This is a genomic window from Streptomyces sp. A01, assembly GCF_059026195.1.
This window is the reverse complement of the sequence record NZ_JBWLKN010000024.1, coordinates 1-25,588: the sequence shown is the minus strand read 5'-3', so window position 1 is coordinate 25,588 and position 25,588 is coordinate 1. Positions and strand designations below refer to the sequence as shown.

Genomic DNA, 25,588 nt, shown 5'->3' with positions numbered 1-25,588 from the left:
TCTGACGAGCCGCCCGTACTGAGGACCGTGGCGGGGAGCCGGCCGGCAGGCTCCCCGCCACGGTCCGCCCCCCATCACCACCCACCACCACCGCGCCACTCACCTAAGGAGAAGCTGGATGCGGCGCCCCCGGATCAAGGAATTCCTGCGGATCTACCACGTCGAAGGCGAGCCCCACCTGTACATAGGGATCGGACCGGAGAAGTTCCGGATCACCGATCCGACCGAGGAGATGGTCTCCTTCGTCCTGGCGCTCGACGGCTCCCGCACCCTCGACGACCTCCGCGAGCGCTACCCGGAGACCGACGACTGGCTGGCGGCCCTCGACTCCCAGGGCGTCCTGGACGACGCGGCGGTCACCCCGCCGCTCGACGCGGACGACCTGCGGCGCTGGAGCCGGCAGATCAACCACCTGCGGCTGTACGACCGTGACGACTGGGACGGCTACACGGGCATGCGCCGACTGCGCGACGCCCGGATCGTGATCATCGGCACGGGAGCGGGCGGCACCACTCTCCTGCGGCTGCTGAACGCGGCGGGCATCGGCACGCTGGAGGCGGTCGACTTCGACACCTTCGCCGAGGAGAATCTGCCCACCCACCCCACCTTCGACGAGCAGGACGTCGGCGTACCGAAGCTGAAGGCGCTGGAGCGTCACCTGGCCCTGCAGAACTCCCGGTCGCGCTTCCTCCCCCATCACACGCGCGTCGAGTCCGCCGACGACATCGTCAAGCTGGTCGACGGAGCCGACTTCTTCTTCAACGCCTACGACCGCCCCCGCAACAAGGCCATCCGCTGGTCCAACGAAGCCAGCCTGCGCACCGGGGTGCCCTTCGGGCAGATCGGCATCACCAACAAGGGCGCCCGGGTCGGCCCGACCATGATCCCGGGCCGGACTCCGTGCATGGAATGTGTCGGCATCCGCGACCTCGACGTCCTGCGCCCGGAGACGTCGGGCAGCCTCACCGGGACGCTGGTGTCGATGGTCGCGGGCATCGCCGTGAACGAGGTCATCGGCCTGGTGTCCGGGGCCAAGGACACCTCCCGCACCGCCGGACAGAGCCTGTACGTCAACGCGGAGACCCTGACCTTCGACTTCACCCCGTTCGCGTTCCGTGACGGCTGCCCGTGCCGGGAAGGCCGACCGCCGAGGTGACCGCCACTCAGGGGAACGCGCCAGGCGCCTCCGAGTGGGCCGGGGTACGGCTCCTGGCTCGCTCGTGGGTGCCGACCGCGCTCGGCTCGTCCATGCTGGCCTGGGAGATCCCCCTGGTCGTGGCGATCACGGCGCGGATGCCCGACGGAGCGTCCGCACTGGCGGCGCTGGGCGCCGGACTGTCCGTGCTCTTCGTCGTCAACTCCCCCGCCCTGGCACTGGCGCCCCTGGTCGTGGCGGAGCTGTCCGCCCACGGGACGCGCACCTTGCTGCGTCGGTCCTTCGGCACCGGGCTCGCGGGGTGCGTGGCCATGCTGGCGCTCGCCGCCGTACCAGGTCTCTCGTCGGGATTCCCCGATCTCCTGGGCCTGCCCGCGAACCTCCACGACGCCTTCCGGACCTGCCTTCTCTGCTTCACGACAGCTCCGCTGGCGGTGGCGCTGCGCCGCTACCTCCACGGCCGCCTGATCGACCGTGACACCACCCGCCCCATCGCGACGGCGACCGGTGTGCGCATCGCGGCGACCACCCTCATCGGCCTGGCCGCCTGGCAGACCGGCCTCCCCGCGGCCGCGACGGGCGGCGTAGCCCTGTCCGGGGGCGCCTGGGCGGAAGCCGCCTGCCTGGGCCTGGCAGCCCGCGGGCTGCCCGCCGCGCCCGGCGGCGGCGCCTCGGTCGGTCGGCTCCTCGTCCAGCACGCCCGGATCACCTCGACGGTGCTGCTCAACATGAGCCCCGCGCTGATCACCACGGTCGTCCTGACCCGTTCCGCCTCGGCGGCGGACTCGCTGACCGTGTGGCCGGCGCTCTACGGTCTTGCCTCCCTGGGCATGGTGCCACTGTCGGACCTGGACACGGTGGGGGCGGCGTTCCTACGACGCTCAGGGCGCCCGGAAACACTGCTCCGCTTCACCGTCCTCCTGGCGGCGGCCTTGCTCGCCCTGTCCTTCCTCGTGGCACTGACCCCGCTGGCCCGCCTGTACCTGGCCGACTTCAGCAACGTGCCCAGCGGTCCGACCGACCTCGGCCTGCGCTGGATCGCCGTACTGGCCATAGTCCCCGCCCTGTGGGCCGTACGCGGCAGATTGCGGGCCCTGGCCATCGCCGGAAAAGCCACCCGCGCACTCCCCCGAGCCGCCCTCACCCACTTACTGGGCCTGGTGGGCTGCGGCCTGCTGCTGTCCCGGACCACCCTGCCCGGCGTTGCCTGCGTCTCGCTGGCTCTCGCCGGCGCCGTGGTGCTGGAGATCCTGGCGCTGAAGAGCTTGGCGCGCCGCTCGCTCTCTTCCGCTTCCGCTTCCGCTTCCGGGTGAAGGGAAACGGCCTGCGGCCAGGATCATCACGCCCCTTCGGGGCGGGCTCAGTTCCCTTCGTACCGCCGCGGAACGCTTGTACGAGGTCACCTTGCTTTGGCTGGTGACAGTGTGTAGGTGCGGCTCGCGGTGTAGAAGTCCAGTGCGGCGACCCTTTGTTCGCGCGGGCCGTGGCTGGAGGACTTGGCGCCGCCGAACGGCAGGTGGAAGTCGACACCGCTGGACGGCGCGTTGACGCGGATCATGCCGGTGTCGAGCTGGTCGAGTCCGTACAGCGCCGTGTCCAGGTCCTCCGTGTGCACCGAGGTGACCAGGCCGTACGGGACGGAGTTGGCGACGCGTACCGCGTGGGCCAGGTCGTCGGCCGACAGCAGGGCCGCGACAGGGCCGAAGACCTCCTCACGCAGCAGCCGGTGGCCGGTCGGCACCTGCTCGGCCAGGGTGGGGGTCGCGTACCAGCCGGAGACATCGGGGACGGTGCCGCCGGTGAGCACGGACACGCCGCCCCAGGCGTCGCTGACCTGCCTGCGGGCGTGCTCGGAGATGAGCGGTCCGCACACCGTGGCGGGGTCGGCCGGGTCGCCCACGGGCACGGTCCGCAGCGCTTCCGCGAGCGCTTCGCGCAGCGGCCCAAGGGCGGCGCCGACGGCGATGACCCGGCTGGTCGCGGTGCACTTCTGTCCCGCGTATCCGGCGATCGCGGCGGCGATGTGCGCGGCGGCCCGCTCGGCGTCAGCGTCCGGCAGGACGATCGCCGCGTTGAGGCCGCCCATCTCCGTCTGGACGGGGACGCCTCGGGCGGTGGCCGTTCGGACGACCGTCTGGCCGACCGCGGTCGAGCCGGTGAAGGAGACGACATCGGCGGCCGAGACGACGGCGTCGCCTTCGGCGGCTCCGCCGGGGACGACCGTGCACACCCTGGCGGGCAGGGCCCGCTGGAGGATCTCGGCGAGGCGCTGGGCGCATGCCGTGGCCTCGGGTGCGGGCTTGAGCACGACCGTGTTGCCGACCGCGAGCGCCGGGGCGGCCTTCCAGCTGGGGATGGCGAAGGGTCGGCGGGGTCGGCCGGATCGCGGGAGACAACCGGGGACAGGGTGGTGGTCACAGCAGGAAACCCCCGGGAAAGGGGTCGTCCGGGTCGAGGAGGTACTGGGCGGTCCCGGTGATCCAGGCGCGCCCGCTGATGGTGGGGACGACGGCCGGCACCCCGCCGACCCGCGTCTCCCCGACGAGCCGGCCGGTGAAGCGCGTACCGATGAAGGACTCGTTGACGAAGTCGCTGTGCAGCGCCAGCTCGCCGCGGGCGTGCAGCTGCGCCATGCGCGCCGAGGTGCCGGTGCCGCAGGGCGAACGGTCGAACCAGCCGGGGTGGATGGCCATGGCGTGCCGGGAGCGCACGGCGTCGGAGCCCGGGGCGGCGAGATACACGTGTTTGACGCCGCCGATCTCGGGGCTTTCGGGGTGGACGGGCCGGTCGGTGCCGTTGATGGCGTCCATGATGGCGAGTCCGGCGGCCAGCAGTTCGTCCTTGCGGGCGCGGTCGAACGGCAGGCCCAGCGCGGCGAGTTCGACGAAGGCGTAGAAGTTGCCGCCGAAGGCGAGGTCGTACGTCACCGTGCCGTGGCCGGGAACGCCCACCTTCCGGTCCAGGCCCGCGCAGAACGCGGGCACATTGGTCAGTGTCACCGACGTCGCGGCCCCGTCGTGGATCGTCACGTCGACGGAGACCAGGCCCGCCGGGGTGTCGAGGCGGACGGTGGTGACCGGTTCGGTGACGGGCACCATCCCGGTCTCGACCAGCACGGTCGCCACGCCGATCGTGCCGTGCCCGCACATCGGCAGCAGCCCGGACACCTCGATGAACAGCACACCGTAGTCGGCGTCGGGGCGGAGGGGCGGCTGGAGGATCGCGCCGCTCATCGCGGAGTGGCCGCGCGGCTCGTACATCAGCAGCGTACGGAGGTGGTCCAGGTGCTCGATGAAGTGCAGCCTGCGCTCGGCCATCGTGGCGCCGGGGATCACCCCGACACCACCGGTGATCACGCGGGTGGGCATGCCTTCGGTATGCGAGTCGACGGCGTGGAAGACATGACGAGTACGCACGGGGGGTTCCTTTCGGCGGTCAGCGGTGGCCGTCGGCGACGGCCTTCTCGGTCGCGGTCCGCACCGCGGCCTCCGCCTCCCCGGCGAGCGGCGCGCGCGGCGGCCGGACCGGGCCGCCATGGCGCCCGACCATGTCCATGGACAACTTGATCGACTGGACGAACTCGGTCTTGGAGTCCCAGCGCAGCAGCGAGTGCAGCGACCTGTACAGGGGCAGCGCCGTGGCCAGATCACCGGCGACGGCGGCGTGGTACAGCTCGGCGCAGGTGGCGGGGAAGGCGTTCGGGTATCCGGCGACCCAGCCGACGGCCCCGGCCACGGCGAGTTCGAGCAGGACGTCGTCGGCACCGATCAGCAGGTCGAGATCGGGGGCGAGTTCGGCGAGCTGGTACGCGCGGCGGACGTCGCCGCTGAACTCCTTCACGGCCACGATGTGCCCGTCACCGTGCAGCCGGGCGAGGAGGGCGGGGGTGAGGTCGACCCTGGTGTCGAGGGGGTTGTTGTACGCGACGACGGGCACCCCGGCCCTGGCCACCTCGGCGTAGTGGGCGCGTACGGACTCCGCGTCGGCGCGGTAGGCGTTCGGTGGCAGGAGGAGGACCGAGCCGCATCCGGCCTCGCCCGCCTGTTCGGCCCAGCGGCGGGCCTCGGCGCTTCCGTACGCGGCGACTCCGGGCATCACCCGGGTCCCGTCGCCCGCTGCCTCGACGGCGATACGGACCACCCGGGCGCGCTCGTCGTCGGTGAGGGTCTGGTACTCACCGAGCGAGCCGTTGGGGACCACGCCGTCGCAACCGTTCCCGATCAGCCAGCGGACGTGCTCGGCGTAGGCGTCCTCGTCGACGGAGAGGTCCGCGCGGAGGGGGAGCGCGGTGGCGACCATGATGCCGCGCCAGGGTCGGGTGGTGTTCCAGGTGGTGGCGGTCATGCCGGTAAGCCCTTCTGACGTGTGACTCTTGCTTGGAGCCAGGGGGTGGGGGACTACGGGGTCCCATGGGGCGTGAGTGAAAGGTGATCAGCAGTCGGCTTCGGCCGATTCCGTGAGCGAGCCGAGTACCCCGAGCGGAACGGGGACGGCCAGCGGGCGGCGCTCGTCCGACGGCGGTACCGCACCGTCGCCTCCGGTCGCCAGGCAGCCCACGGCCGCACCGCACACGCGGCCCTGACACCACCCCATCCCGGCCCGGGTGAGGAGCTTGACGGTCCGCGCGTCGCGGGCTCCGAAGTCGGTGACCGCCTCACGGACCTGCCCGGCGGTCACCTCCTCGCAGCGGCACACCTCGGTGTCGTCGGCCAGCCACTCCCTCCAGCCCGGGCCGGGTGCGTGGGCCACCGCCATGGCGCCCGCGAAGGAGCGCAGGCGATCCCGGCCGCGGCGCAGTCGCGCCATGCGCGCGGGCTCGGCGAGCGCGGGCCGCCCGGTCAGCCGGGCGGCGACGGCGATCCCCGCCAGTTCGCCCTCCGCCCGGGCCAGTCGCGCGCCGCCGACCCCGCCGGTCTCCCCCGCCGCCCACACGCCGGGCACCGAGGTCTCCTGGACGCCGTCCAGGACGAGGGCGGAGGTTCCGTCCGCGGTACGGCGGGTCGCGCACCCGAGGCCGACGGCGAGTTCGATCTGCGGGGCCAGGCCGTGCCCCACGGCCAGCGCGTCGCACGCGATCCGGCGGCCCGTCCCCCGCACGGGCCGCCAGTCGCGGTCGAGCCGGGAGACGGTGACCGCCTCCACCCGCTCACCGCCGTGCACCTCGGTGACCGCGCTGCGGGTCCGCAGCCGCACCCCGTGGCGCAGCAGCGCCGATCCGTGGACCACCGCCTCGGCGAGCTTGTGCGGATTGGTGGCCAGGACCCGCGGGAAGCGGGCGTATCTCAGGTAGCCGGACGCCTCCACCACGGCGGGGACGCGCGCCCCGGCGGTGGCGAGCGAGGAGGCCACAGCGAGCAGCAGCGGCCCGCTGCCCGCGACGACGACCCGTCTGCCGGGCAGCACCAGCCCCGACTTGAGCATCGCCTGGGCGCCCCCGGCGCCCACGACCCCCGGCAGGGTCCAGCCGGGGAAGGGCAGGTGGCGCTCGTACGCCCCGGTCGCGATGAGGATCGCCCGCGCGGTGACGCACACCGGCCGCCCGCCCGTCCCATCCGCGCCGGTGACGGCATGCACCGCCCACAGGTCACCCCTCAGGTCACTTCTGTGCCGCGTCACCGTCCACACGTGGTGTGCGGCAAGGTGGGTGATACCGCTGCTCGCCCTCTGGCGCCGCCGCAGATCCGCGAAGGCCGCCCAGTCGTGGTGCAGGGCCTCGGGCCGGGCCGCTCCGAGAGCGGACTCCGGAGTGCGGTAGAACTGGCCTCCGACGGAGCCGGACGCGTCCAGTACGGCGACCGACAGCCCGTGGTCGGCGGCGGTGACGGCGCCGGACAGGCCGGCGGAGCCCGCGCCGATCACCGCGAGGTCGTACGGTTCAGACACCGAGTCCGGCACGGCCGTGTCCTTCCTGGGTGGTGACGGCGTCCCCCGGCCGGGCCGGCACCAGGCAGGCCCGGCGGTTGGGCTCATCGTTGATGGTGGCGAGGCAGTCGTAGCACTGGCCGATGCCGCAGAACGCGCCCCTGGGGCGGCCGCCGTTCCGCGTGGTGCGCCAGGCGACGATGCCGGCGCTCCACAGTGCGGCGGCGACGGACTGCCCTGGCAGGGCGGTCACCGTACGGCCGTCCATGGTGATCTCGAACGGCGGATCGGGGTGTGCCCCGACCAGGTCGGCGGGGGTACGGGCCACGGTGGCCCTCCTCTCGTCGCAGACGGGCTCAGGTGGGCGGGCTCAGGTGGCGGAGGCGAAGCGCTCCGGCCTGAACGGGTTGATGTCGAGCGGCGGCGCTTCGCCGGTCAGTGACCGGGCGACGATCAGTCCGGTCGCCGGCGCAAGCCCGATCCCCGCACCCTCGTGGCCGCAGGCATGCAGCAGGCCGGGGACGCGCGGGTCGGGGCCGATGGCGGGCAGGTGGTCCGGCGTATAGGGGCGGAAGCCCGCGTACGTACGCGTCGCCCGCACCCCGGCCAGGACCGGGAACAGCGCCGTGGCCTGGGCCGCGAGGCGCCGCAGCACCTCGACCGACAGCGTCCGGTCGAACCCGACGCGTTCGCGGCTGGCACCGATCAGGATTGGACCCGCCGGGGTGCCTTCGACCACGGCCGAGGTCTGCAACGCGGCGGACCCACTGGCCACATCGGCGACGTAGTCGGCCGCGTACACCTTGTGGCGCACCACGCGGGGCAGCGGCTCGGTGACCAGGACGAATCCCCGGCGGGGCAGAACGGGCAGGTCGACGTCCGCGAGGCGGGCGAGTTCACCGCCCCAGGTGCCGGCGGCGTTGACCACGTACGGAGCGTGCACCGCCCCGGCCGCCGTCCGCACCCCTTGTATCTCGCCGGCCGACCCGGTGAGCAGGCCGGTGACCTCCTCGCCGAGTCGCAGCCGGACCCGGTCACCGCCGGCGCGCAGCAGGTGCGCGGCGGCCAGCGCCGGCATGACCTGGGCGTCCTGCGGATAGTGGAAGCCGCCCGCCAGGCCGTCGGCGAGGTGGGGCTCCAGGTCGCGCAGGCGGTCGGCCGGGACCTCGTCCGCCGTGACGCCGGCCTTCCGCTGCCGGAGCGCGAAGTCCCGCAGGGCGGCCATCGCGGTCCGGTCGGAGGCGACGACCAGTCCCCCCTTGGGTTCGAACTCGATCCCCGCCGGTAGCACTTCGGCCAGCTCCTGCCACATCCGGTTGGACAGCAGGGCGAGTTCGAGCTCGGGCCCCGGTTCCTTGTCGGAGACCAGCAGGTTGCCCTCACCGGCCCCCGTGGTACCGCCCGCCACGGGACCCCGGTCGAGCACGGTGACACGGAGGCCGGACTGGGCGGCGTAATAGGCGCAGGCCGCACCGACGACACCGGCCCCGATGACGATGACGTCCGAGGAGTTTCTCGTGAGCACGACAGTAATATTTCACATTGCACTTGCCGTGCCAAGGGTGCGCGCGAGCCCCGCCGCCGCGAATCTCCGGGCCGGGCGAGACACGGCAATGGCCTGCCACGTTCCCGAGATGCCCGAACGCGGCGGCGCCCTGGACCCCCGGACACCCGTCTGCCCGGCTCTCACGGCATGGCGACGCGGACCGTCTCGCCGTAGCTGTCAGCGCTCGGCGGTCCGCTCGCCGCGCACGGAGACGAGATCCCGCGCAGCGTCAGCGCCGGCAATCCGGACACCCGCGCCGACAGCCCGGCGGTCAGCCTCCCAGCGAAAGCGGCACCCCCGCTTCGCCCAACTGGCGGACGCCTGACCGGAATCCGGCCTCTCATCTAGGTCTGCTGGGCACGATCGGAGATCGTTTAAGGCCACTCCGGGGAGTCCTTTCAGCCAAGCCGAAAGCCATGGGAACATCCGTGCGCTTTCCTCGTTCTGTCCTTGTGAAGATCCATTCGCTATGTGCCGCTGGTTCGACACAGCTGAGGAAGAGCTCCATGACTGATCGTGTACGGCTCCCGCTCACCGCGTACCAGCGGGACGTCTGGTTCGCGGACGCCCTCTCGCCGGAATCGCCGCAGTTCTCGATCGTGCTGCGGGAGCGGTTCTCCGGGGACGTCGACCTGGAGGCGCTGCGGGCCGCCGTACGGCACGTCCTGGCGCACAACGACGCGCTACGGCTCCGGTTCGGGAGCGACGACGGCCGCCCCTACCAGTGGCTGGAGCCCGAGGAGCCGCAGCTGTCGGTGCTGGACTTCCGCGCCGAGACCGATGCCGAGGCCGCCTGCCTGGCCTGGGCCGACGCCAGCAGGTCGGTCCGGCTGCCGGTCCTGGGCGGACGGGTGTACGAGGCGGCGCTGTTGCGGGCGAGCGACACCATCGTGCACTTCCAGCTCACGGCGCACCACCTGATCATGGACGGCTGGTCGCTGAGCCAATTCCGCGAGCAACTCCTGGACCGCTATGCGGTGCTCACGGGGGCGCGGAGCGAGGAGGCCGGAGCCTCCGCCGCACCGTCGTTCCTGGACTTCATCGACGAAGACGTCCGCTACCGGGAGTCGGAGACCTTCGCCCGGGACCACCGGTTCCTCCACACCGCGCTCTCAGGAACCCGACCGCGGCTGTTCGCCAGGAAGAGCGACGCGCCCGCGCGCGGGCGCACCTCCTTCGTCGTCGAAGGCGAGCTCGTCGCCCGCGTTCTGGCGGGCGGCAACTCGCCGTTCTCCGTCATCGCGGCGGCGTTCGGAGCCTGTCTGGCGAGCCTGCACCAGGCCGACGAGGCGATACTCGGCGTCCCCCTGCTGAACCGGCACACGCCCCAGCAGCGCCAGGTGCTCGGCCCCTTCACCAACATGCTGCCGCTGCGCGTCAGGACCGACGGCAGCCCGTCGATGTCCGAACTGACCAAGCAGGTGCGGGCCTCGGTCCGCGGGCTCCAGGAGCACCAGCGGATCACGCTCACGGACGTGCTGCGCGAGCACTCCGCCGCGGGCTCCGGCCAGCTGTTCGACGTGACGCTCACCTACGTGCGCGCCCCCATGCCGCCGAGCGTTCCAGGGCTGTCGGTGGACACCGGCATGGCGCAGGAACTCCTTGAGGCCAACGTACTGGCGATCAGCCTCCACGCCTACGACGGGGGCAGCGAGGTCCGGGTCGACCTCGTGTACGCCGCCGATGTCTTCGACGAGGACCTGCCCATCACCGAGGTCGTCGCGGCGGTCCGGGCACTGATCGAGCAGGCGGTCGAGCAGCCGGATATCCCCGTGGGCACGGTGCCCGTACCGGCCGCCGCCCGTACCGGTTCCGGCGTGACCGCCGGGCTGCCCAGCGCCCGGCCGCGGCCCGCGGACGCCCTGCCGGACTCCGATGGAGGCGGCCCCCGCACCGAGATCGAGGCCGAACTGGCCGCGATCTGGGCGGAGGTGCTGGACGTGCCCTCGGTCGGCATCCACGACAACTACTTCGTCCTCGGCGGCGACTCGATCACGATGCTGCGCATCCGCGCCGGGGGTGAGCGGCGCGGAATCCACTTCTCCGTCACCGACATCATCAAGGGCCCCACGGTGGCGGAGCTGGCCCAGCGGGCGGTCCGGCGCTCCGCGAAGGAGCCCACGGAGACCGCGGTGGCCCCGTTCGAGCTGGTCCCGGCCGTGGACCGGGGGCGGCTCACCGCCTTCGAGGACGCTTTCCCGCTCACCCGTGTACAGCTCGGGTTGCTCTACCACAGCCGCCGCCACGAGAACTCGGCCGTCTACAACGACGTCTTCCAGTACTCCCTCGCCGTGGACTGGCACGAGAACGCGTTCCGGACGGCCTTCGCCAGGCTGGTCCAGCGCCACCCCGTGCTGCGCTCCTCCTTCGACCTGGCCTCCTACTCGCAGCCGCTCCAGCTCATACACCACCAGGTGGAGGGCGCGCTGAACATCGTGGACCTGCGCGACCGGCCGACGAGCGAGGCCGCCGCCGCGATCCGCTCGCACGTCGAGGAACGGCGCTTCACCCGGTACGAGTTCGAGCGGGCGCCGCTCCACCTGTTCCAGGCGCACGTGTGCGCCGACTCCGTCGAGCTGGTGCTCAGCTTCCACCACGCGATCCTGGACGGGGGCAGCGTGGCGAACATGATCGCCGAACTCTTCCAGGACTACGCGCACACCATCGGCGCGGACGTGGCGGCGGTCCCAGGCGGCGAACTGCCCTCACCGGCCAACCACGTCCGCGAGGAACTGCGCGCCCTGGACTCGGCGGACAGCCGCGAGTACTGGCGCGGCACGCTGAGCGGCGCGCCCCTGCCGCAGCTGGACGGCTTCCGCGCGTCCGTGGCGCCCAGCCGTCCGGAACTGGTCGTACACGACGCGGAGCTGCCCGAGGCCCTTCAGGCAGCGGTCCGCGCTTTCGCCCGGGAGCACGAACTGCCGGTGAAGTCCGTGCTGTTCGCCGCCCACTGCCTCACCATGGGAGCACAGTTCTCGGCTCAGGACCTGGTCACCGGGCTGGTCACCCACGGAAGGCCCGAGCTGCCCGACGCGGAGCGCATCCTCGGCCTGTTCCTGAACACCGTGCCGGTCCGGGCCAACCTGACGGGACTGACCTGGCTGGAGACGGTACGTACGCTCTTCGCCCAGGAGCAGGACAGCCACCCGCACCGGCGTTATCCGCTGAGCGCCATCCAGAGCGACGACGGCGACGGATTCGTCCTGGAGTCCGCGTTCAACTACGTGCATTTCCATGTGCTGGCCACGGTGCTGCGGCTGCCCGACGTGCGGCTGCTGGACTTCCGTACGTGGGAGGAGACCAACTTCAAGATCCTGGTCAACGCCTACGTCGACCCGCTCGACGAGAGCATCCGGCTGCGTACCGACTTCGACGGGACCGTCTTCACCACCGATCACGCCGAGCTGTTCGTCAGCACGTACATCCAGGTGCTGGGTCGGATGACCGCCCGTCCAGGCGAGACGGTGGACTTCGGTTTCCTGGCGCCGGAACCCACCGCCGTCGTGCCCCCGGCCGCCGAGGTGCTGCCGGACGTGGTGGCCCTCTTCGCCAAGCAGGCCGAGCGGACCCCGGACGCCGTCGCGGTGGCCTTCGACGGCGGCCGGTGGACCTATCGGGAGCTGCGACATGCCGCCGACCGGGTCGCCGGGCACCTGCGCGCCGCCGGGACCACGACCGGTGACCGGGTGGCCATCGCGCTGGACAGGTCGCCGGAGCTGATCGCGGTGGTTCTGGGCATCGCCAAGGCGGGTGCGGCCAGTGTTCCGCTGGACACCGGCTATCCGGTGGAGCGGCTGCGCATGATGCTGGAGCAGGCCCGGCCCGTCCGCGTCATCAGCGACGACGAGCACGCCCACCTCGTCGACGACCCGCGGACACTGCTGCCGGTGGAGACCGCCACCGGTCAGGACCACCACGGCGGTCAGGACATGGCAGCGGCGGCCGTCTCCGCCGCTGCCATCTCCCCTGAGGACATCGCGTACATCCTGTTCACCTCCGGCTCCACCGGTGTGCCGAAGGGGGTGCGGATGCCGCACCGCTCACTGGCGAACCTGGTCGCCTGGCAGAACAGCGCGCCCAGCGGCGCACCCGGCGGCACGACCTTGCAGTTCGCGCCGCTGAGCTTCGACGTCGCCTTCCAGGAGATCTTCTCCACACTGACCTCCGGCGGTGCGCTCCAGCTGATCTCCGAGGACCAGCGGCGGGACGCCCGTGCCCTGCTCGAACTGCTCGACACAGCCCGGGTGGAGCGGGTGTTCCTGCCCTACGTCGCGCTCCAGCAGCTCGCCGAGACCTCCCACGCGCTCGGCCTGGTCCCGGGCCACCTGCGGGTCGTGGTCTCCTCGGGCGAGCAGCTCCGGGTGACCGAGGAGATCCGGCGGCTGTGCGCGGCGCTGCCCGGCGTGCTGCTGGAGAACCAGTACGGCCCGACCGAGACGCATGTGGTCACCAGCTTCACCATGACCGGAGCGGCCAGCGCGTTCCCCTCGCTGCCGCCCATCGGCTCGCCGATCGCGGGCACCGCGGCGCACGTGCTGGACGAGCGGCTACGGCCGGTGCCCGTCGGAGGCCGGGGCGAGATCCACCTGGACGGCGCGTGCCTGGCCGAGGGGTACCTCGGCCAGCCGGAGCTGACCGCCGAGCGGTTCGTGCCGCATCCGTTCACCGGGCAGGGTTCGCTGTACCGCACCGGTGACCTCGGCCGCGTACTGCCCGGCGGTGACATCGTCTTCCTCGGCCGCGCCGACTCGCAGCTGAAGGTGCGGGGCTTCCGGGTGGAGCCCGCCGAGGTGGAACTCGCGATCACCGACCACCCCGACCGCTTCCCCGGCATCCGCGAGGTCGCGGTGGTCGCTCGCCAGCGGGAGGGTACGGACACCTTCCTCGCCGCCTTCCTGGTAGCCGACGACGCCGCGGCCGTCGACCTGGACCAGGTGCGCGCGGGTCTGCGCAGGACACTGCCCGAGCACATGGTGCCCTCCCACACGCAGTGGCTGCCGAGCCTGCCGCTGACCCCGAGCGGGAAACGCGACGACGCGGCGCTGCGCCGCGTGCCCTTGCGGACCGGTACGTCCGACGAGGCCGCCGCACCCCGCGACGAATACGAGCGGACCCTCGCGGAGATCCTGGCCGAGCTGCTCCAACTGCCCGCCGTGGGCGTGCACAGCGACTTCTTCGACCTGGGCGGCACCTCGCTGACCGCGATGCGCCTGGTCGTGCTGATCAAGCAGCGCTACGGGGTGGACATCCCCATGGCGCGGTTCGTCACCACGCCCACGGTCAGCGGTCTGGCCGAGCTCCTGCGCTCCGGTGCCGCGCGCTCCACGTTCAACCCGCTGGTGCCGTTCCGGACCGAAGGCGACCGGCCGCCGATGTTCTTCGTACACCCGGCGGGCGGCAACGTGCTGTGCTTCGCCCAGCTGGTCCGGCATCTCCCGGCCGACCAGCCGTTCTACGGACTCCAAGCCGCCGGGACCGAACTGGGCAGCGAGCCGCTGCGCTCGGTGGAGGAGCTGGCGGCCAGCTACCTGAAGGCGATCCAGGAGGTGCAGCCGAAGGGTCCTTACACGCTGGGCGGGTGGTCCTTCGGGGGCTTCGTGGCGCTGGAGATGGCCCGGCAGCTCCAACAGGCAGGTGAGCGGACCGCCCACGTGATTCTGCTGGACACGGTCGCGCTGGAGCCCGGCAAGCTCATCAGCATCGACGAGGACGCCCTGCTGACCTGGTTCTTCTGGGAGCTGCTCTTCCTGGAGCTGGGGGGTGAGTCGCCGAAGGCGCTCATCCCCCAGCATCTGGACACCCTGTCGGAGAAGTTCGAGTTCATCGCGGAGCGGGGCGCGGAGCTGGGCGTACTGCCGCCCGGCAGCTCGGCGGCGATCGTGCGCCGGCTGTTCCGGCTGTACGCGGCGAACTGGCAGGCGGCCCTGGACTACCGGCGACGGACGTTCGACCTGGACTTCACGTTGATGCGCGCCACGCAGCCGCTGCCGCAGGTGCTGCTGGACATGCACACCACCGCGGGCACCCTGCACCGGGACCCGCACAACGGCTGGCGGGACCGCACGACCGGCGAACTCACCGTGGTCGAAGTGCCCGGCGACCACCTGCTGATCATGGAGGAACCGTACGTGCCGGTGATGGCAGCGAAGATCATGCGGATGGTCGACGAAGCGTCCGGGGGTGCCCGGTGAACCAGCGCCCACGCAAGGCCATCGTCATCGGAGCGGGCATCGGCGGCCTGACCGCCGCCATCGCCCTGCGCCGGGTCGGTCTCGAAGTCGAGGTGTACGAGCGGGCCGATGAGCTGCGGGCTGCCGGCTCCGCCCTGTCGGTGATGACCAACGCGGTCACCGCGCTGGCGAGCCTCGGCATCGACCTGCGTCTGGAGAAGTACGGCCAGTCGGTGGAGCTGCTCCAGATCAGGACCGGCCGGGGCCGCCTGATCAGAACGATGCCGCTCCCCGACGTCTGCCGTGACCTGGGCGCGCCCAGCTTCTGCGTCAGCCGCCCCGACCTGCAGCAGGCGCTGCTGGCCCAAGCCGGTGACTGCCGGATCGAGCTGGGCGCGGTGGCGACCGGTTTCCGCCATTCCGACAGCGGAGCCGAGGTGACGTTCGAGGACGGGCGGGTGGCCCGCGGGGATGTGCTGATCGGCGCGGACGGCTTCAACTCCGCCGTCCGGCGGCAGCTGGCCGGGCTCGACGACGCCCGCGACGGCGGCTACGTCTGCTGGCTGGGCATCGTCCCCTTCCAGCACAGGCGATTCACCACCGGTTACGTCGGCCACTACTGGGGCAGCGGCCAGCGGTTCGGCCTGATCGACATCGGCCACGGACGGGCGTACTGGTGGGGCACCCGCAACATGGCCGCCGAGGCGTCGCACAACTGGCGCGGCGGCAAGGAGGAGATCCTGCGCACCTACTCCGGCTGGGCCGACGAGGTGCGGGAGGTCATCCGGATCACGCCGGAGCAGGACATCATCGCGGTGCCGGCGCAGGACCGGCCGTTCCTGGAACGCTGGGGCGAGGGACCGGTGACGCTGCTCGGCGACGCCGCCCACCCGATGCTGACCAGCCTCGGCCAGGGCGCGGCCGTGGCGATGGAGGACGCCGTCGTACTGGCCGAGTGTCTCAAGGCGGCCGCCGACCCCGCCCAGGGCCTGCGCCGGTACGAGGATCTGCGCCGCGACCGGACCCGGCAGCTGGTGGTGGCCTCCCGCATGGCCAGCGACGCCCAGCACCTGGAGAACCCGCTGCGCCGCACCGTCCGCGACCTCCGGCTCCGCCGCGTCCCGCGCCAGGCGCTGGTGGACCAGGACACCGCCATGCTCACCTTCCCGCCGGTCCCGGCCGCACCCTGACGACCTCGACCTCAGAAAGGGCTGGACGTGCCCCCTGGGACAGCAGCCGCCTCCGCCGCCGCCGACGCCACGATCCCCGACCTGTTCCGGCAGCAGGCGCGGCGCACCCCCGACCGGCCCGCGGTGACCTGCGGCGACCGGACGATCAGCTATGCCGAGCTGGACACCAGGTCGGCCGGCCTCGCCGCCGCACTGAGGGAGCGCGGCGTCCGCCCGGGCGACCGGGTCGGCGTGTGCCTCGAACGCGGCATCGACCTGGTCGTCGCCCTGCTCGCGGTGGTCAGGGCGGGCGGCGCCTACGTGCCGCTCGACCCCGGCTACCCGCAGGAGCGGCTGGCGTTCGTGGCCGAGGACACCGGTCTGGTCATGGCCGTCACGGAGACCCACTTCCCCGGCCTGAAGTCGGTCCCGGTGACCGCCACCGCCGCCGTCCCGGCCGGCCCGCTGCCGTCGCCGGCACCCGACGCGGTCGCGTACGTGATCCACACCTCGGGTTCGACCGGACAGCCCAAGGGCGTGCTGGTGCCGCACCGGAACGTGGCCGCCCTGCTCTCGGCCACGGCGGCGGAGTTCGCCTTCGGCCCGGAGGACGTGTGGACCCTCTTCCACTCCTTCGCCTTCGACTTCTCGGTGTGGGAGCTGTGGGGCTGCCTGCTCACCGGCGGACGGCTGGTCGTGGTGCCGCACTGGACCGCACGTGATCCGCAGGAGTTCCGCACACTGCTGGCGGCCGAGCGGGTGACGGTGCTGAACCAGACACCGTCGGCCTTCACCTCGCTGACGCGCACCGCGGGCTTCGGCAGGGATGAACTCCACGTGCGGCTGCTGGTCTTCGGCGGCGAGCCGCTCGACACCCGCACCCTGGCGCCCTGGTTCGCGCACTACCCGCACACGCGGGTGGAGAACATGTACGGAATCACCGAGACGACGGTGCACTGCACCCGTCGCACCCTCACCCAGCGGGACGCCCGTGAGGGCGTCCGCTCGGTCGGTCGCGCGCTGCCCGGCTGGCGGCTGTATGTCCTGGACGAGCACGGACGGCCGGCCGGCCCGGGAGTACCGGGTGAGATCCATGTGGGCGGGGCGGGCGTGGCCGACGGCTACCTCAACCGGCCGGAACTGACCGCGGAGCGGTTCCTCCCCGACCACATCTCCGGTGGTGGCGGCAGGCTGTACCGCAGCGGCGACCGCGGGCGCGTCCTGGCCAACGGTGAGTTGGAGCACCTGGGCCGACTCGACGACCAGGTCAAGATCCGTGGCCACCGGATCGAGCTCGGCGAGATCCGCGCGGCGCTGCTGGAGGACCCGGATGTCCAGGCCGCCGCCGTGGTGGCGACCACCGCCGATCCGGCCGACGCCCGGATGGACGCCTACGTGGTGACCACCCGGCCCGATGCCGCACCCCACCTCCGGGAACGGCTGGCCCGGCGCCTCCCGGCCTATATGGTGCCCGCCACCATCACCCGGCTGGAGGAGTTTCCGCTCACTCCCAACGGCAAGACCGACACCGGTCGGCTTCCGGCCCTCCGCGCACGCGAGGCCACCGCGGCGCCCGGCACGGGGGTGGCGCCGGACACCGGGGCAGCCGATCCGGTGACCGCGCGGCTGGCCGGGATCTGGGAACGGCTGCTGGAAGAACCCGTCGGCCCCCAGGACAACTTCTTCGAACTCGGCGGGAATTCACTACTGGTCGCACGCCTCGCCGGCGAGCTCCGCGAGGAGGGCCTGGCCGAGGTGTCCCTGCGCGACCTCTACCTCCATTCCACCCTGTCGGACATGGCCAGGCTCATCCGTACCCTCCGCGAGGAAACCCCGCCGCGCTGACGCCAGGAGGCCTCAGCGACGCACCGTTCCCACCCGAACCCGAAAGGCAGAACCCCATGACCGTCGCACTCCTGTGCGTTCCGCACGCCGGGGCCGGCGCAAGTCTGTTCCGCCAGTGGAAACGCCACGCCTTCCAGCAGGTCGACGTGGTTCCCGTCCAGCTCCCCGGCCGCGAGGAGCTGTTCGCGGAGGAGGCCGCCACCACGATGACCGAGGTCGTGGGCCGATGTGCCGACCGGGTACGGGAGATCGCCGACGACACCCCGTTCGCACTGTTCGGGCACAGCTTCGGCGCGCTCGTCGCCTACGAGACGGCGCGACGCCTGGCCGCCGACGGAACGCGGCTCCCCGAACGCCTGGTCGTGAGCGGCGTGGGCGCGCCCTGGCTGCCCAGGCCCGTGGTGGGCGGAGACGCGCTGACCGACGCCCAGTTCGTGGCACGGGTCCGCGAGGTCGTCGGCCACGACCATCCCGCGCTCCACGACCCCGAACTGCGCGGGCTGCTGCTGCCCTCGCTCCGGGCGGACCTGGGCATCAGCGACCGCTACTCCCCCAGCTCCACCGATCCGCTGCCGGTTCCGATCACGGTACTGCGCGGGACCGATGACCAGTTGGTGTCGCAGCAGGACGCGGGGCTGTGGTCGAAGGTCAGCTCGTCGTCCACCGAGGTGATCGAGGTGTCCGGCGACCACATGTACTTCTCTCTGGACCCGAAGCCGCTACTCGCCGAGCTCGACGCGGTGTTCGCCCGTACCGCCGGCTGAGCGGCCGTGGCCCCGGCCCCCGCAGCGAGAGCCGGCCGCCACTGCTGCGCGGCTGAGGTCCCCCACGCGAGACGGGGCTCCGTCCACTTCGGACGGAGCCCCGTTCGTCATCTCAGCCGAACCGCAGGATGCGCGGGGCGAAGGTGCTCTCGGGACCGCCGGCCCTGCCGACGGACCACACCGTCGCCGTGCCCGGCACCGGCGCCAGCCACATCCCCCGGGAGTCACCCTCACCGGCCACCGCCGGTTCGCTGTACCCGGTGAACGACTGTCCGTTCCAGGCGAGGAAGTCCGGCCCGGGGACCAGCGGCGGATAGCTCCCCGGCGGGCCCCACTTCAGCGAGCGGGCCACCGAGACCCAGCCCAGCGCGCCGGACGTGGTGGGCGCCAAGGAGGTGATACCGCCGAAGTCGGTGGGCATGGTCACCCGGCTCCACGCCTGTCCGTCGAAGCGGACCAGCAGTGGCGGAATCGGCTTGCCCGCCGGGCCGCCGATGAACCCGCCCGTGCCACCCGCCCACACCTCCGTCGGCGAGACCGCCAGCACACTGCCGACGGCCGCCCGCGGGAACCCGTCCACGATCGTCTGCTGCCAATCCTGCCCGTCCCAGTGCGACACGGCCGCACCCGAGCCGGTGGCGCCCGCGGCCCAGACATCGTCGGCCGCCAGGATGTGCAGGCCGTACACGGACCCCGGCGGCACCGGCACATCCCGCCAGCCACGCCCGTCCCAGCGCAGCAATACCTGCGCGCCCTCCCGCGAACCGATCAGCCAGGTCTCACCACCGCCGGCGACGACTTTGGTCAGCTCGACACCGCGCGGCGGCCGCCTCTCGGACCAGGCGGTGCCGTCGAAGCGGAGCAGGTGGGCGCCGCCCGCCGAGTCGCGGCCGACCGCCCAGACCGCGGTCGGTGAGGTCGCGGCGATGGACAGCAGCTCTCCCTGCCAGCCGACCCCGGGCAGGCTCTGGCGCTGCCACGCGGTGCCGTCCCAGCGCAGCACCAGCGGGAAGCCCGGCGCCTCGCGACCGACGGCGTCGGCACCCACCGCCCACGCCCGGTCAGGACCGAACGCCACGGCCTCGTTCAGCCCGGCCTGCGGGCGTACCTGTGCCGGGACCGGAACGTGTTGCCAGGATGACCGGGTTTCCGCCGTGGCCGAGCTCATGACGGCCACGATGGTCATGGCGACTGTGAGGGCCGCGACGAGAAGTCGGCGTGCCATGGTCAGCCTCCCAGCCGCTCGCTCATCAGGTGTGGTTTCGAGCCGTAGATCTCGACGGTCCCGAAGGACAGCAGTGAGAACCCGGCCTTCGCCAGTGCACGCGGTTTGACGTCGATCGCGTCTCTGCGCTCCGGACCGTAGGAGAAGGTGGTGCGCGGGCCGTCCACCCGTGCGTACTTCGACTGGAACGCGCGGTCGCTGCGGACCGGCAGCCACAGCGCGCCGTCCGGGCCGCGCACCATGGCCCCGGTGTAGGTGTCGCCCAGCGGTGGGTAGGTGGTGCGCCAGGCGTGCCCGTTCCAGGTCATCAGGTAGGTGCGGTTTCCGCTGTCGGTGTACTGGCTGCCACCGATCGTGACCCGGCCGGACGGTTCGGGCAGGATCGTGTGCACGTTGCTCTTCGGCGGCAGCGGCACCTTCGCGTCCCGCCACGCCGTGCCGTCCCAGCGCAGGACGGCGGTCCCAGTGCTGGTGCTGGTGTCCCCCCAGGCCCAAGCGTCGGTGGCAGTACGCGCGGTGATCCCCATCAGGTACAGCACACCGTCCGGGGTGGTCTGTGTGGTCCAGCGGGAACCGTCGTAGTGCAACACCTTCGGCCCGGTGTCGTCCTCACCGACCACCCACGCGGCACCCGGTACCGCGGTGAAGTCCTGGTAGATCCGCAGGGTCTGCGGCAGCGGGACGACACTCCACTCGCCCGCCGACCGGCGCAGGATCTCCCGCGCCCCCTCGCGGTTGCGGAAGATCCACACTTCCTTGCCGACGAACCGCGCCTCGCGGAGCGATCCCGGTTCACCGGCGCCGGGGAAGCTGGTGTCCCGGCTCCACGCCGTGCCGTCCCACCGGTGCAGCGTCGGCCGCACTCCATCGGCGGCGTGCTCGTACCCGGTCGCCCACACCTCGCCCGGCCCGCGGGCGGCGAGATCGGACACGGTTACCGGCGGGGCCGCCGCCGGTACCGGCAGCGCCGACCAGCTCGGCGTCACAGCCGCGGCAGGCGATACCACCGCGGCACATGCGATGACAAGGCAGACAATGACCCTACGGAGACCGTTCACGAGCCCCCCTGGAACGCGAAGGTCGCTCAGCCTATGGGCGTTCACGCACCCGTGAACAGGCGGCATTCGGCCGATCACGGTCCTCCCATGAGCCCTTGCCAGAACCACTCAGCTCTCATTATCTTGATGTCAAGATAGCGTGGAAGGGGAGAAGTTGTGGCTCAGGGAACGCCTGGATACGCCTTGGACGGTCTGCATCATGTGCAGCTTGCGATCCCTCCAGGTGCGGAAGAACTCTGCCGTGAGTTCTGGGGAGGCGTTCTCGGCATGACAGAGCTGGAGAAGCCTCCAGAGCTGGCGGCTCGCGGTGGGTGCTGGTTCCGAAGTGGTCGCCTGGAGGTCCACCTGGGAGTTGAAGAGGACTTCCACCCGAACAGAAAGGCGCATCCGGGCATCCTTGTGACCTCGCTCCCAGCGCTCGCCAAGCGGTTGGAAGCCAACGGAGTGAGCGTCACCTGGGATGACAACTTCCCTGGGCACGATCGCTTCTACGCGTTCGACGAGCTGGGCAACCGGCTTGAGTTCCTTGAACCTGTCTGCGGCTGCTGACGTCAGCATGGCCAGGACGTCTTCTTCCTTCAGTCATCGGTGTGGGGGGCAGCGCCGGGTCATCGGGTGGCACTTCGGCGTCCTGACGAATTGGCGTCCTGCCGGATCGACTGGCCGGCCCGAGCAGAGCCGCCGCCCACCGAGCGCCGGACCGACTACCGCGAGCGCTCAGGTGTCTCCCACGGCTCGATCTCCAGGTGATGCCGGCCGCCTGGGCCCCGGACCTCCAGGGCCACGAATCCCCACCGGCGCAGGGCAGCCGCGCAGGTGCGCAGTCGCTCCTGCTCCTGGTAGCGCGCTCCGCTCCCCCGCGGCCCCAGCCACCGCACCAGCACCTGCCCGGCCCGCTCCCCCTGCTCGGCGCAGTATCCGGCCCGCACCCGCTGGCCGGACTCGTCGACGGCTGACGGCGGCAGTCCCTCAGCCTCCAGCAGCAAACTGACCGCGCGCAGTAGCTGCCGCCGCTCCCACTCCGCCGGCACCGCCAACGGCTCCGGTACACCCCGGTTGGCCACGCCCCGGATCGACCGCAAGCCCTCCACCGCCGCCCGCAGAGCAGCCGCGCGCTCTTCCTGGTCCCCCGTAGCGGGCAGCTCCGCGCCCGTACACACCTCGAACACCCCGCCACCTTCACCGCTCTGCTCGCCCACCGCGCTCGCCTGCGTCCGAGTGTGCTCCCCCACCGACGCGAATGCCCACACCGCCACACAACCCCGCCGGACGGCGCCCTGCCGCGAGAGAGCTGGGCAGCGGCGCGCCGCGAGAGCACCAGGCGGGCACAGGGCGGACAGGTGGTTCCGGGCAACCCGACGCGTCCCGGTGAGGGAACGAACGGCCGCGTCGAGAGGCTGACGCGGTACCAGTGGACCCGGTCGCACCCCGCGCGGTTCTCCCACGCCCCGGTGACCCGGTGCGCACGCCCGGCACCGCCTCGGGCGAGCCGAGACGACCTACCCCTTGGCGACCGGCTGGTAGGTGCACACGAGCACACCCGTACCGCTGGTGACGGTCGAGACGAGTTCGAGCGTACGCAGCCCACCGTCGTCCGGGAAGATCGTCTTCCCGCCGCCAAGGAGCACTGGCATGACCATGAGCCGGAGCTCGTCGACCAGGCCCTCGCTCAGCAGGGTGCGCACGAGCGTGGGACTCCCCATGACCAACAGGTCGCCGCCGTCGTCCTCGCGCAGTTCCCGGACGCGGGCGACGGCCTCGTCACCTGGGATGCGTGTGGTGTTGTCCCACGTCAGGTCGTCGTCGCCCAGCGTCTGGGACACGACGTACTTCGGGATGGCGTTCATCCGGTCGGCGAACGGGTCGCCGGCTCGCTCGGGCCACGCCCCGGCCATGGTCTGCCACGTGCGGCGCCCGAACAGCAGTGCCTCGGCCTTGGACAGCGCGCTGTCGAAGGCGCCGCCCACCACCTCCGGGTCGAAGAACGGGTGCGTCCAGCCTCCGTGGGCGAAGCCGCCGTCGTTGTCCTCGTCGGGTCCGCCCGGCGCCTGCACGATGCCGTCCAGGCTGATGAACTCACTGATCACGATGCGCATGGTGACTCTCTTCTCTTCTTCGGGGGTGAGTGGTTGAGGGGCAGGAAGCAGCAACCAGAACGTCAGAAGGAGGCTGACGTCAGGAGGAGGGAGCGCGGCGGATGGCGGCGATGGTCGGTACCGGTTCCCGGGTCAGGAAGTCGAGGACCAAGCGGTTGACCAGCTCGGGCTTCTCCTGGGTGAGGAAGTGGGAGGTGCCGGGGACGATGGCCAGTTCCGCGTTCGGCAGAGCCTCGAACATCTCGACCATGTGCGTGAGCGTCACCAGGTCGTCGTCGGCGAACATCACCAGGGTGCGCGCGGCGACCGCACTCAGCTGCGACGCCTGAAGGTCGGGCTCCTTCGCCGCCATCTCGCCGATCTTCGTGGCGACGACCTTGAAGTGCTCCTCACCGTCCGGCGACACCTCGCCGTAGGCCGGGCCGAGGAACTGGGCGATCGCGTCGACGTCCCACTCCATCCCCTCCGGTTCGGCCGAACCGGACTTGTTGAAGCCCCCGCTGATCAGCACCAGCCGTTTCACCAACTCCGGCCGCTGCATCGCGACCAGCATCGCGGTGAACGCCCCGTCGCTGTGCCCCACCAGGTCGGCCGGCTCGCCGACCACCCTCTCCAGGAAGGCGATCGTGTCGTCGGCCATCAACTGGTACGTGATCGGCCCCTCCACGTCCGGCGTGTGCCCGTGGCCGCGCCGCTCCGGCGTGTAGACGTGGAAGTGCTCGGCCAGCGGCCCGAGGTTCGGTTCGAAGAACCGCGCGTCCACCAGACCACCGTGCATCAGCACCAGCGGTTCGCCTTCACCTTCCTCGCCGTACCAGGTCTTCACGGCACCGAGCTGGACGTACTCACCCATCGTCGCATTCCCCTCGTCTGCTGTGCGGGCCGCTGAAGGCGGGCGCGCAGATGCACTTGTGTACGATGTCCACATCGGGAAGGCGTAATGATCCGCGCCCCCGATCGGTCTTGCAGCAGCCTAAACGAGCTAAGTGGATACTGTCCACATTGGAGTTGGCGATGACACCGGACGCCGGCAAACCGAAGCGGAGCACCTACCGCCACGGCGACCTCCGCAACGCCCTGATCAAGGCCGGTGTCGAACTGGCCCGCGAGGGCGGACCGGAGGCCGTGGTGCTGCGCGCCGCCACCCGCCACGCGGGCGTCGTACCCAATGCCGCCTACCGTCACTTCGCCGATCGTGGCGCCCTTCTGCACGCCGTATCCCAAGCCGCCATGGCCCAGGTCGCCCGCACCATGGAGGCCGAACAGGCCACCCTGCCGCCCGCCACGGACGAAAGGGCCGCCGCGCGGGCCCACTTCCGCGCGGTCGGCACCGGCTACCTGCGCTTCGCCCAGGAGGAACCCGGCCTGTTCCGCGCCGCCTTCCATGTCCCCGGCGATATGGCAGACGCCGCCGCCGACACCGCCGCCGGGGCAGGCGGCAAAACCCCCTTCGAACTCCTCAGCGCCGCCCTCGACGACCTCGTCGCGGCGGGCCTGCTGCCCGAGGACCGGCGCCCCGGCGCCGAGTTCCTTGCCTGGTCGGCCGTCCATGGCCTCGCCGTCCTCCTCATTGAAGGACCACTGCGCGGCCTCCACCCCACCCAGGCCCGTGACGCGGGCCAGCACCTCATCGACATGATCGAACGTGGCATCTGACCCTGAGCCAAGGACGTGTCCGGCCGATCATCCCGGACGCCGCCCGAGGGCGCCACGCGCACCGCGACCCCGACATCAAGTCAGTCCACTCGTTCCGGATTGGCCTTGGCGGGCCTTCTATTGGCATTGCTACGGTCCCGGCATGCGCATTCACGTTGTCGACGCTTTCACTGATCGGCCGTTCGCCGGGAACCCAGCGGGTGTGTGTCTCCTGCCTGCCGGGGAGTGGCCGGAACATGCCTGGATGCAGCAGGTGGCGGCCGAGATGAACCACTCAGAGACCGCGTTCGCCCTCCCGCTGCCCGTTGAGGCCGAGGCTGACTGGGCGATCCGTTGGTTCGCCCCGCTCGTCGAGACCAATCTGTGCGGCCATGCCACATTGGCCACGGCGCACGTGCTGCGCGTCGAGCGGGGACTCCTCGGTACCGTGCGGTTCAGCAGTCGGCAGAGCGGCATCCTCGTCACACACGCCGACAAGGAAGGCAGCATCACCCTGGACTTTCCCGCTGCGCCCGGCGCCGAAGTTCCCGTACCGGAAGGACTGTCCGAAGCGCTGGGGGTCGAGCCTGAGGCCACCTTCCGTACCGGCGCGCTCGGTGACCTGCTGACAGTCCTGCCCGACGAGGCCACCGTCCGGGCCGTGACTCCCGACCTGGACGCGGTAGCCGCCCTGACGCGCCGCGAGGGCCTGCGTGGCGTCATCATCACGGCCCCGGCGGCTGAGGCCGGCCTGGAGTACGACTTCGTCTCCCGCTTCTTCTCACCAGCCGAGGGCATCCTTGAGGACCCGGTCACAGGCAGCGCCCATACCGCGCTCGCCCCGTACTGGTCGGCGCGACTCGGCCGCGACGGGCTCACCGGCCTCCAGGCGTCCGTGCGCACTGGCCTGGTCCGTACTGCCGTGCACGGCGACCGCGTCCACCTCACAGGGAACGCCGTCACGATCATGGACGGCACCCTGCACGCCTAGTACTCCAGTCGCAGTTCGGTATCACCGCTGGTCAGGGCCGGGTTTCTGAGTGTACTCGGCTGATGTGCCGT

General features: G+C 71.6%; 19 protein-coding genes and 1 pseudogene. 9 read left to right on the top strand and 11 right to left on the bottom strand.

The genetic code is table 11. The annotated features are described in order from the left end of the window. Nucleotides 1-118: 118 nt before the first annotated feature. Both AC5P1B_RS27130 and AC5P1B_RS27125 read left to right on the top strand, forming a co-directional pair. Nucleotides 119-1,156, top strand: coding sequence for a HesA/MoeB/ThiF family protein (locus AC5P1B_RS27130; RefSeq protein ID WP_493890402.1), 1,038 nt, complete (start codon nt 119-121; stop codon nt 1,154-1,156). Next, nucleotides 1,153-2,469, top strand: coding sequence for a hypothetical protein (locus tag AC5P1B_RS27125; protein ID WP_493890401.1), 1,317 nt, complete (start codon nt 1,153-1,155; stop codon nt 2,467-2,469). Before AC5P1B_RS27130 ends, AC5P1B_RS27125 begins: the two co-directional genes overlap by 4 nt. 86 nt (nt 2,470-2,555) lie before the next feature. Here the strand turns inward: AC5P1B_RS27125 and AC5P1B_RS27120 are convergent. From AC5P1B_RS27120 to AC5P1B_RS27095, 6 genes and pseudogenes are all read right to left on the bottom strand, one after another. Then, nucleotides 2,556-3,521: pseudogene (locus AC5P1B_RS27120) on the bottom strand (aldehyde dehydrogenase family protein); the annotation flags it as partial. A gap of 49 nt (nt 3,522-3,570) precedes the next feature. Continuing rightward, complete coding sequence (locus AC5P1B_RS27115; RefSeq protein ID WP_493890400.1) at nt 3,571-4,572, bottom strand: proline racemase family protein; 1,002 nt, start codon at nt 4,570-4,572, stop codon at nt 3,571-3,573. Between the two features lie 19 nt (nt 4,573-4,591). Then, entirely contained in the window at nt 4,592-5,500 is a 909-nt protein-coding gene (locus AC5P1B_RS27110) for a dihydrodipicolinate synthase family protein (protein WP_493890399.1), read from the bottom strand. A gap of 87 nt (nt 5,501-5,587) precedes the next feature. Next, the gene (locus AC5P1B_RS27105; RefSeq protein WP_493890398.1) at nt 5,588-7,051 is read right to left on the bottom strand and encodes an FAD-dependent oxidoreductase; all 1,464 of its coding nucleotides are present in this window, start codon (nt 7,049-7,051) and stop codon (nt 5,588-5,590) included. After that, complete coding sequence (locus AC5P1B_RS27100; RefSeq protein WP_493890397.1) at nt 7,032-7,346, bottom strand: (2Fe-2S)-binding protein; 315 nt, start codon at nt 7,344-7,346, stop codon at nt 7,032-7,034. The genes AC5P1B_RS27105 and AC5P1B_RS27100 overlap by 20 nt, the downstream gene beginning before the upstream one ends. A 42-nt stretch (nt 7,347-7,388) precedes the next feature. Continuing rightward, nucleotides 7,389-8,543: an NAD(P)/FAD-dependent oxidoreductase gene (locus AC5P1B_RS27095; protein WP_493890396.1), complete on the bottom strand. Its 1,155-nt coding sequence runs from the start codon at nt 8,541-8,543 to the stop codon at nt 7,389-7,391. 527 nt (nt 8,544-9,070) lie between these two features. Here AC5P1B_RS27095 and AC5P1B_RS27090 point away from each other — a divergent pair. The 4 genes from AC5P1B_RS27090 to AC5P1B_RS27075 are packed head-to-tail and all read left to right on the top strand — an operon-like array spanning nt 9,071 to nt 18,512. After that, a complete protein-coding gene (locus AC5P1B_RS27090) occupies nt 9,071-14,755 on the top strand; it encodes a non-ribosomal peptide synthetase (RefSeq protein WP_493890394.1) in 5,685 nt (1,894 codons plus the stop codon). After that, nucleotides 14,752-15,924: an FAD-dependent monooxygenase gene (locus tag AC5P1B_RS27085; protein WP_493890392.1), complete on the top strand. Its 1,173-nt coding sequence runs from the start codon at nt 14,752-14,754 to the stop codon at nt 15,922-15,924. Before AC5P1B_RS27090 ends, AC5P1B_RS27085 begins: the two co-directional genes overlap by 4 nt. Before the next feature lie 27 nt (nt 15,925-15,951). Continuing rightward, nucleotides 15,952-17,748 (top strand): amino acid adenylation domain-containing protein, encoded by a 1,797-nt coding sequence (locus AC5P1B_RS27080; protein ID WP_493890391.1) that lies wholly within the window; start codon nt 15,952-15,954, stop codon nt 17,746-17,748. Between the two features lie 56 nt (nt 17,749-17,804). Further along, entirely contained in the window at nt 17,805-18,512 is a 708-nt protein-coding gene (locus AC5P1B_RS27075; protein WP_493890389.1) for a thioesterase II family protein, read from the top strand. A 112-nt stretch (nt 18,513-18,624) separates the two neighbouring features. Here AC5P1B_RS27075 and AC5P1B_RS27070 read toward each other — a convergent pair whose 3' ends face one another. Beyond that, a complete protein-coding gene (locus AC5P1B_RS27070; protein ID WP_493890388.1) occupies nt 18,625-19,737 on the bottom strand; it encodes a hypothetical protein in 1,113 nt (370 codons plus the stop codon). 2 nt (nt 19,738-19,739) lie between these two features. Further along, nucleotides 19,740-20,795 (bottom strand): hypothetical protein, encoded by a 1,056-nt coding sequence (locus AC5P1B_RS27065; RefSeq protein WP_493890387.1) that lies wholly within the window; start codon nt 20,793-20,795, stop codon nt 19,740-19,742. A 156-nt stretch (nt 20,796-20,951) separates the two neighbouring features. Between AC5P1B_RS27065 and AC5P1B_RS27060 the strand changes: the two genes are divergently transcribed. Next, nucleotides 20,952-21,344, top strand: coding sequence for a VOC family protein (locus AC5P1B_RS27060; protein WP_493890385.1), 393 nt, complete (start codon nt 20,952-20,954; stop codon nt 21,342-21,344). Nucleotides 21,345-21,499: 155 nt separating this feature from the next. Here AC5P1B_RS27060 and AC5P1B_RS27055 read toward each other — a convergent pair whose 3' ends face one another. The 3 genes from AC5P1B_RS27055 to AC5P1B_RS27045 form a co-directional block, all read right to left on the bottom strand. After that, nucleotides 21,500-22,027, bottom strand: a complete 528-nt coding sequence (locus AC5P1B_RS27055) for a hypothetical protein (protein ID WP_493890384.1) — start codon at nt 22,025-22,027, stop codon at nt 21,500-21,502. Nucleotides 22,028-22,294: 267 nt separating this feature from the next. Beyond that, a complete protein-coding gene (locus AC5P1B_RS27050) occupies nt 22,295-22,891 on the bottom strand; it encodes a dihydrofolate reductase family protein (protein WP_493890383.1) in 597 nt (198 codons plus the stop codon). Nucleotides 22,892-22,970: 79 nt separating this feature from the next. Next, on the bottom strand, nt 22,971-23,744 hold the full coding sequence (locus tag AC5P1B_RS27045) for an alpha/beta fold hydrolase (RefSeq protein WP_493890381.1): 774 nt from the start codon (nt 23,742-23,744) through the stop codon (nt 22,971-22,973). 161 nt (nt 23,745-23,905) lie between these two features. On the opposite strand from AC5P1B_RS27045, the gene AC5P1B_RS27040 reads away from it, so the two are divergent. Beyond that, nucleotides 23,906-24,547 (top strand): TetR/AcrR family transcriptional regulator, encoded by a 642-nt coding sequence (locus AC5P1B_RS27040; RefSeq protein ID WP_493890380.1) that lies wholly within the window; start codon nt 23,906-23,908, stop codon nt 24,545-24,547. A 142-nt stretch (nt 24,548-24,689) separates the two neighbouring features. Further along, nucleotides 24,690-25,517 (top strand): PhzF family phenazine biosynthesis protein, encoded by an 828-nt coding sequence (locus tag AC5P1B_RS27035; RefSeq protein ID WP_493890378.1) that lies wholly within the window; start codon nt 24,690-24,692, stop codon nt 25,515-25,517. Nucleotides 25,518-25,588: the final 71 nt, after the last annotated feature.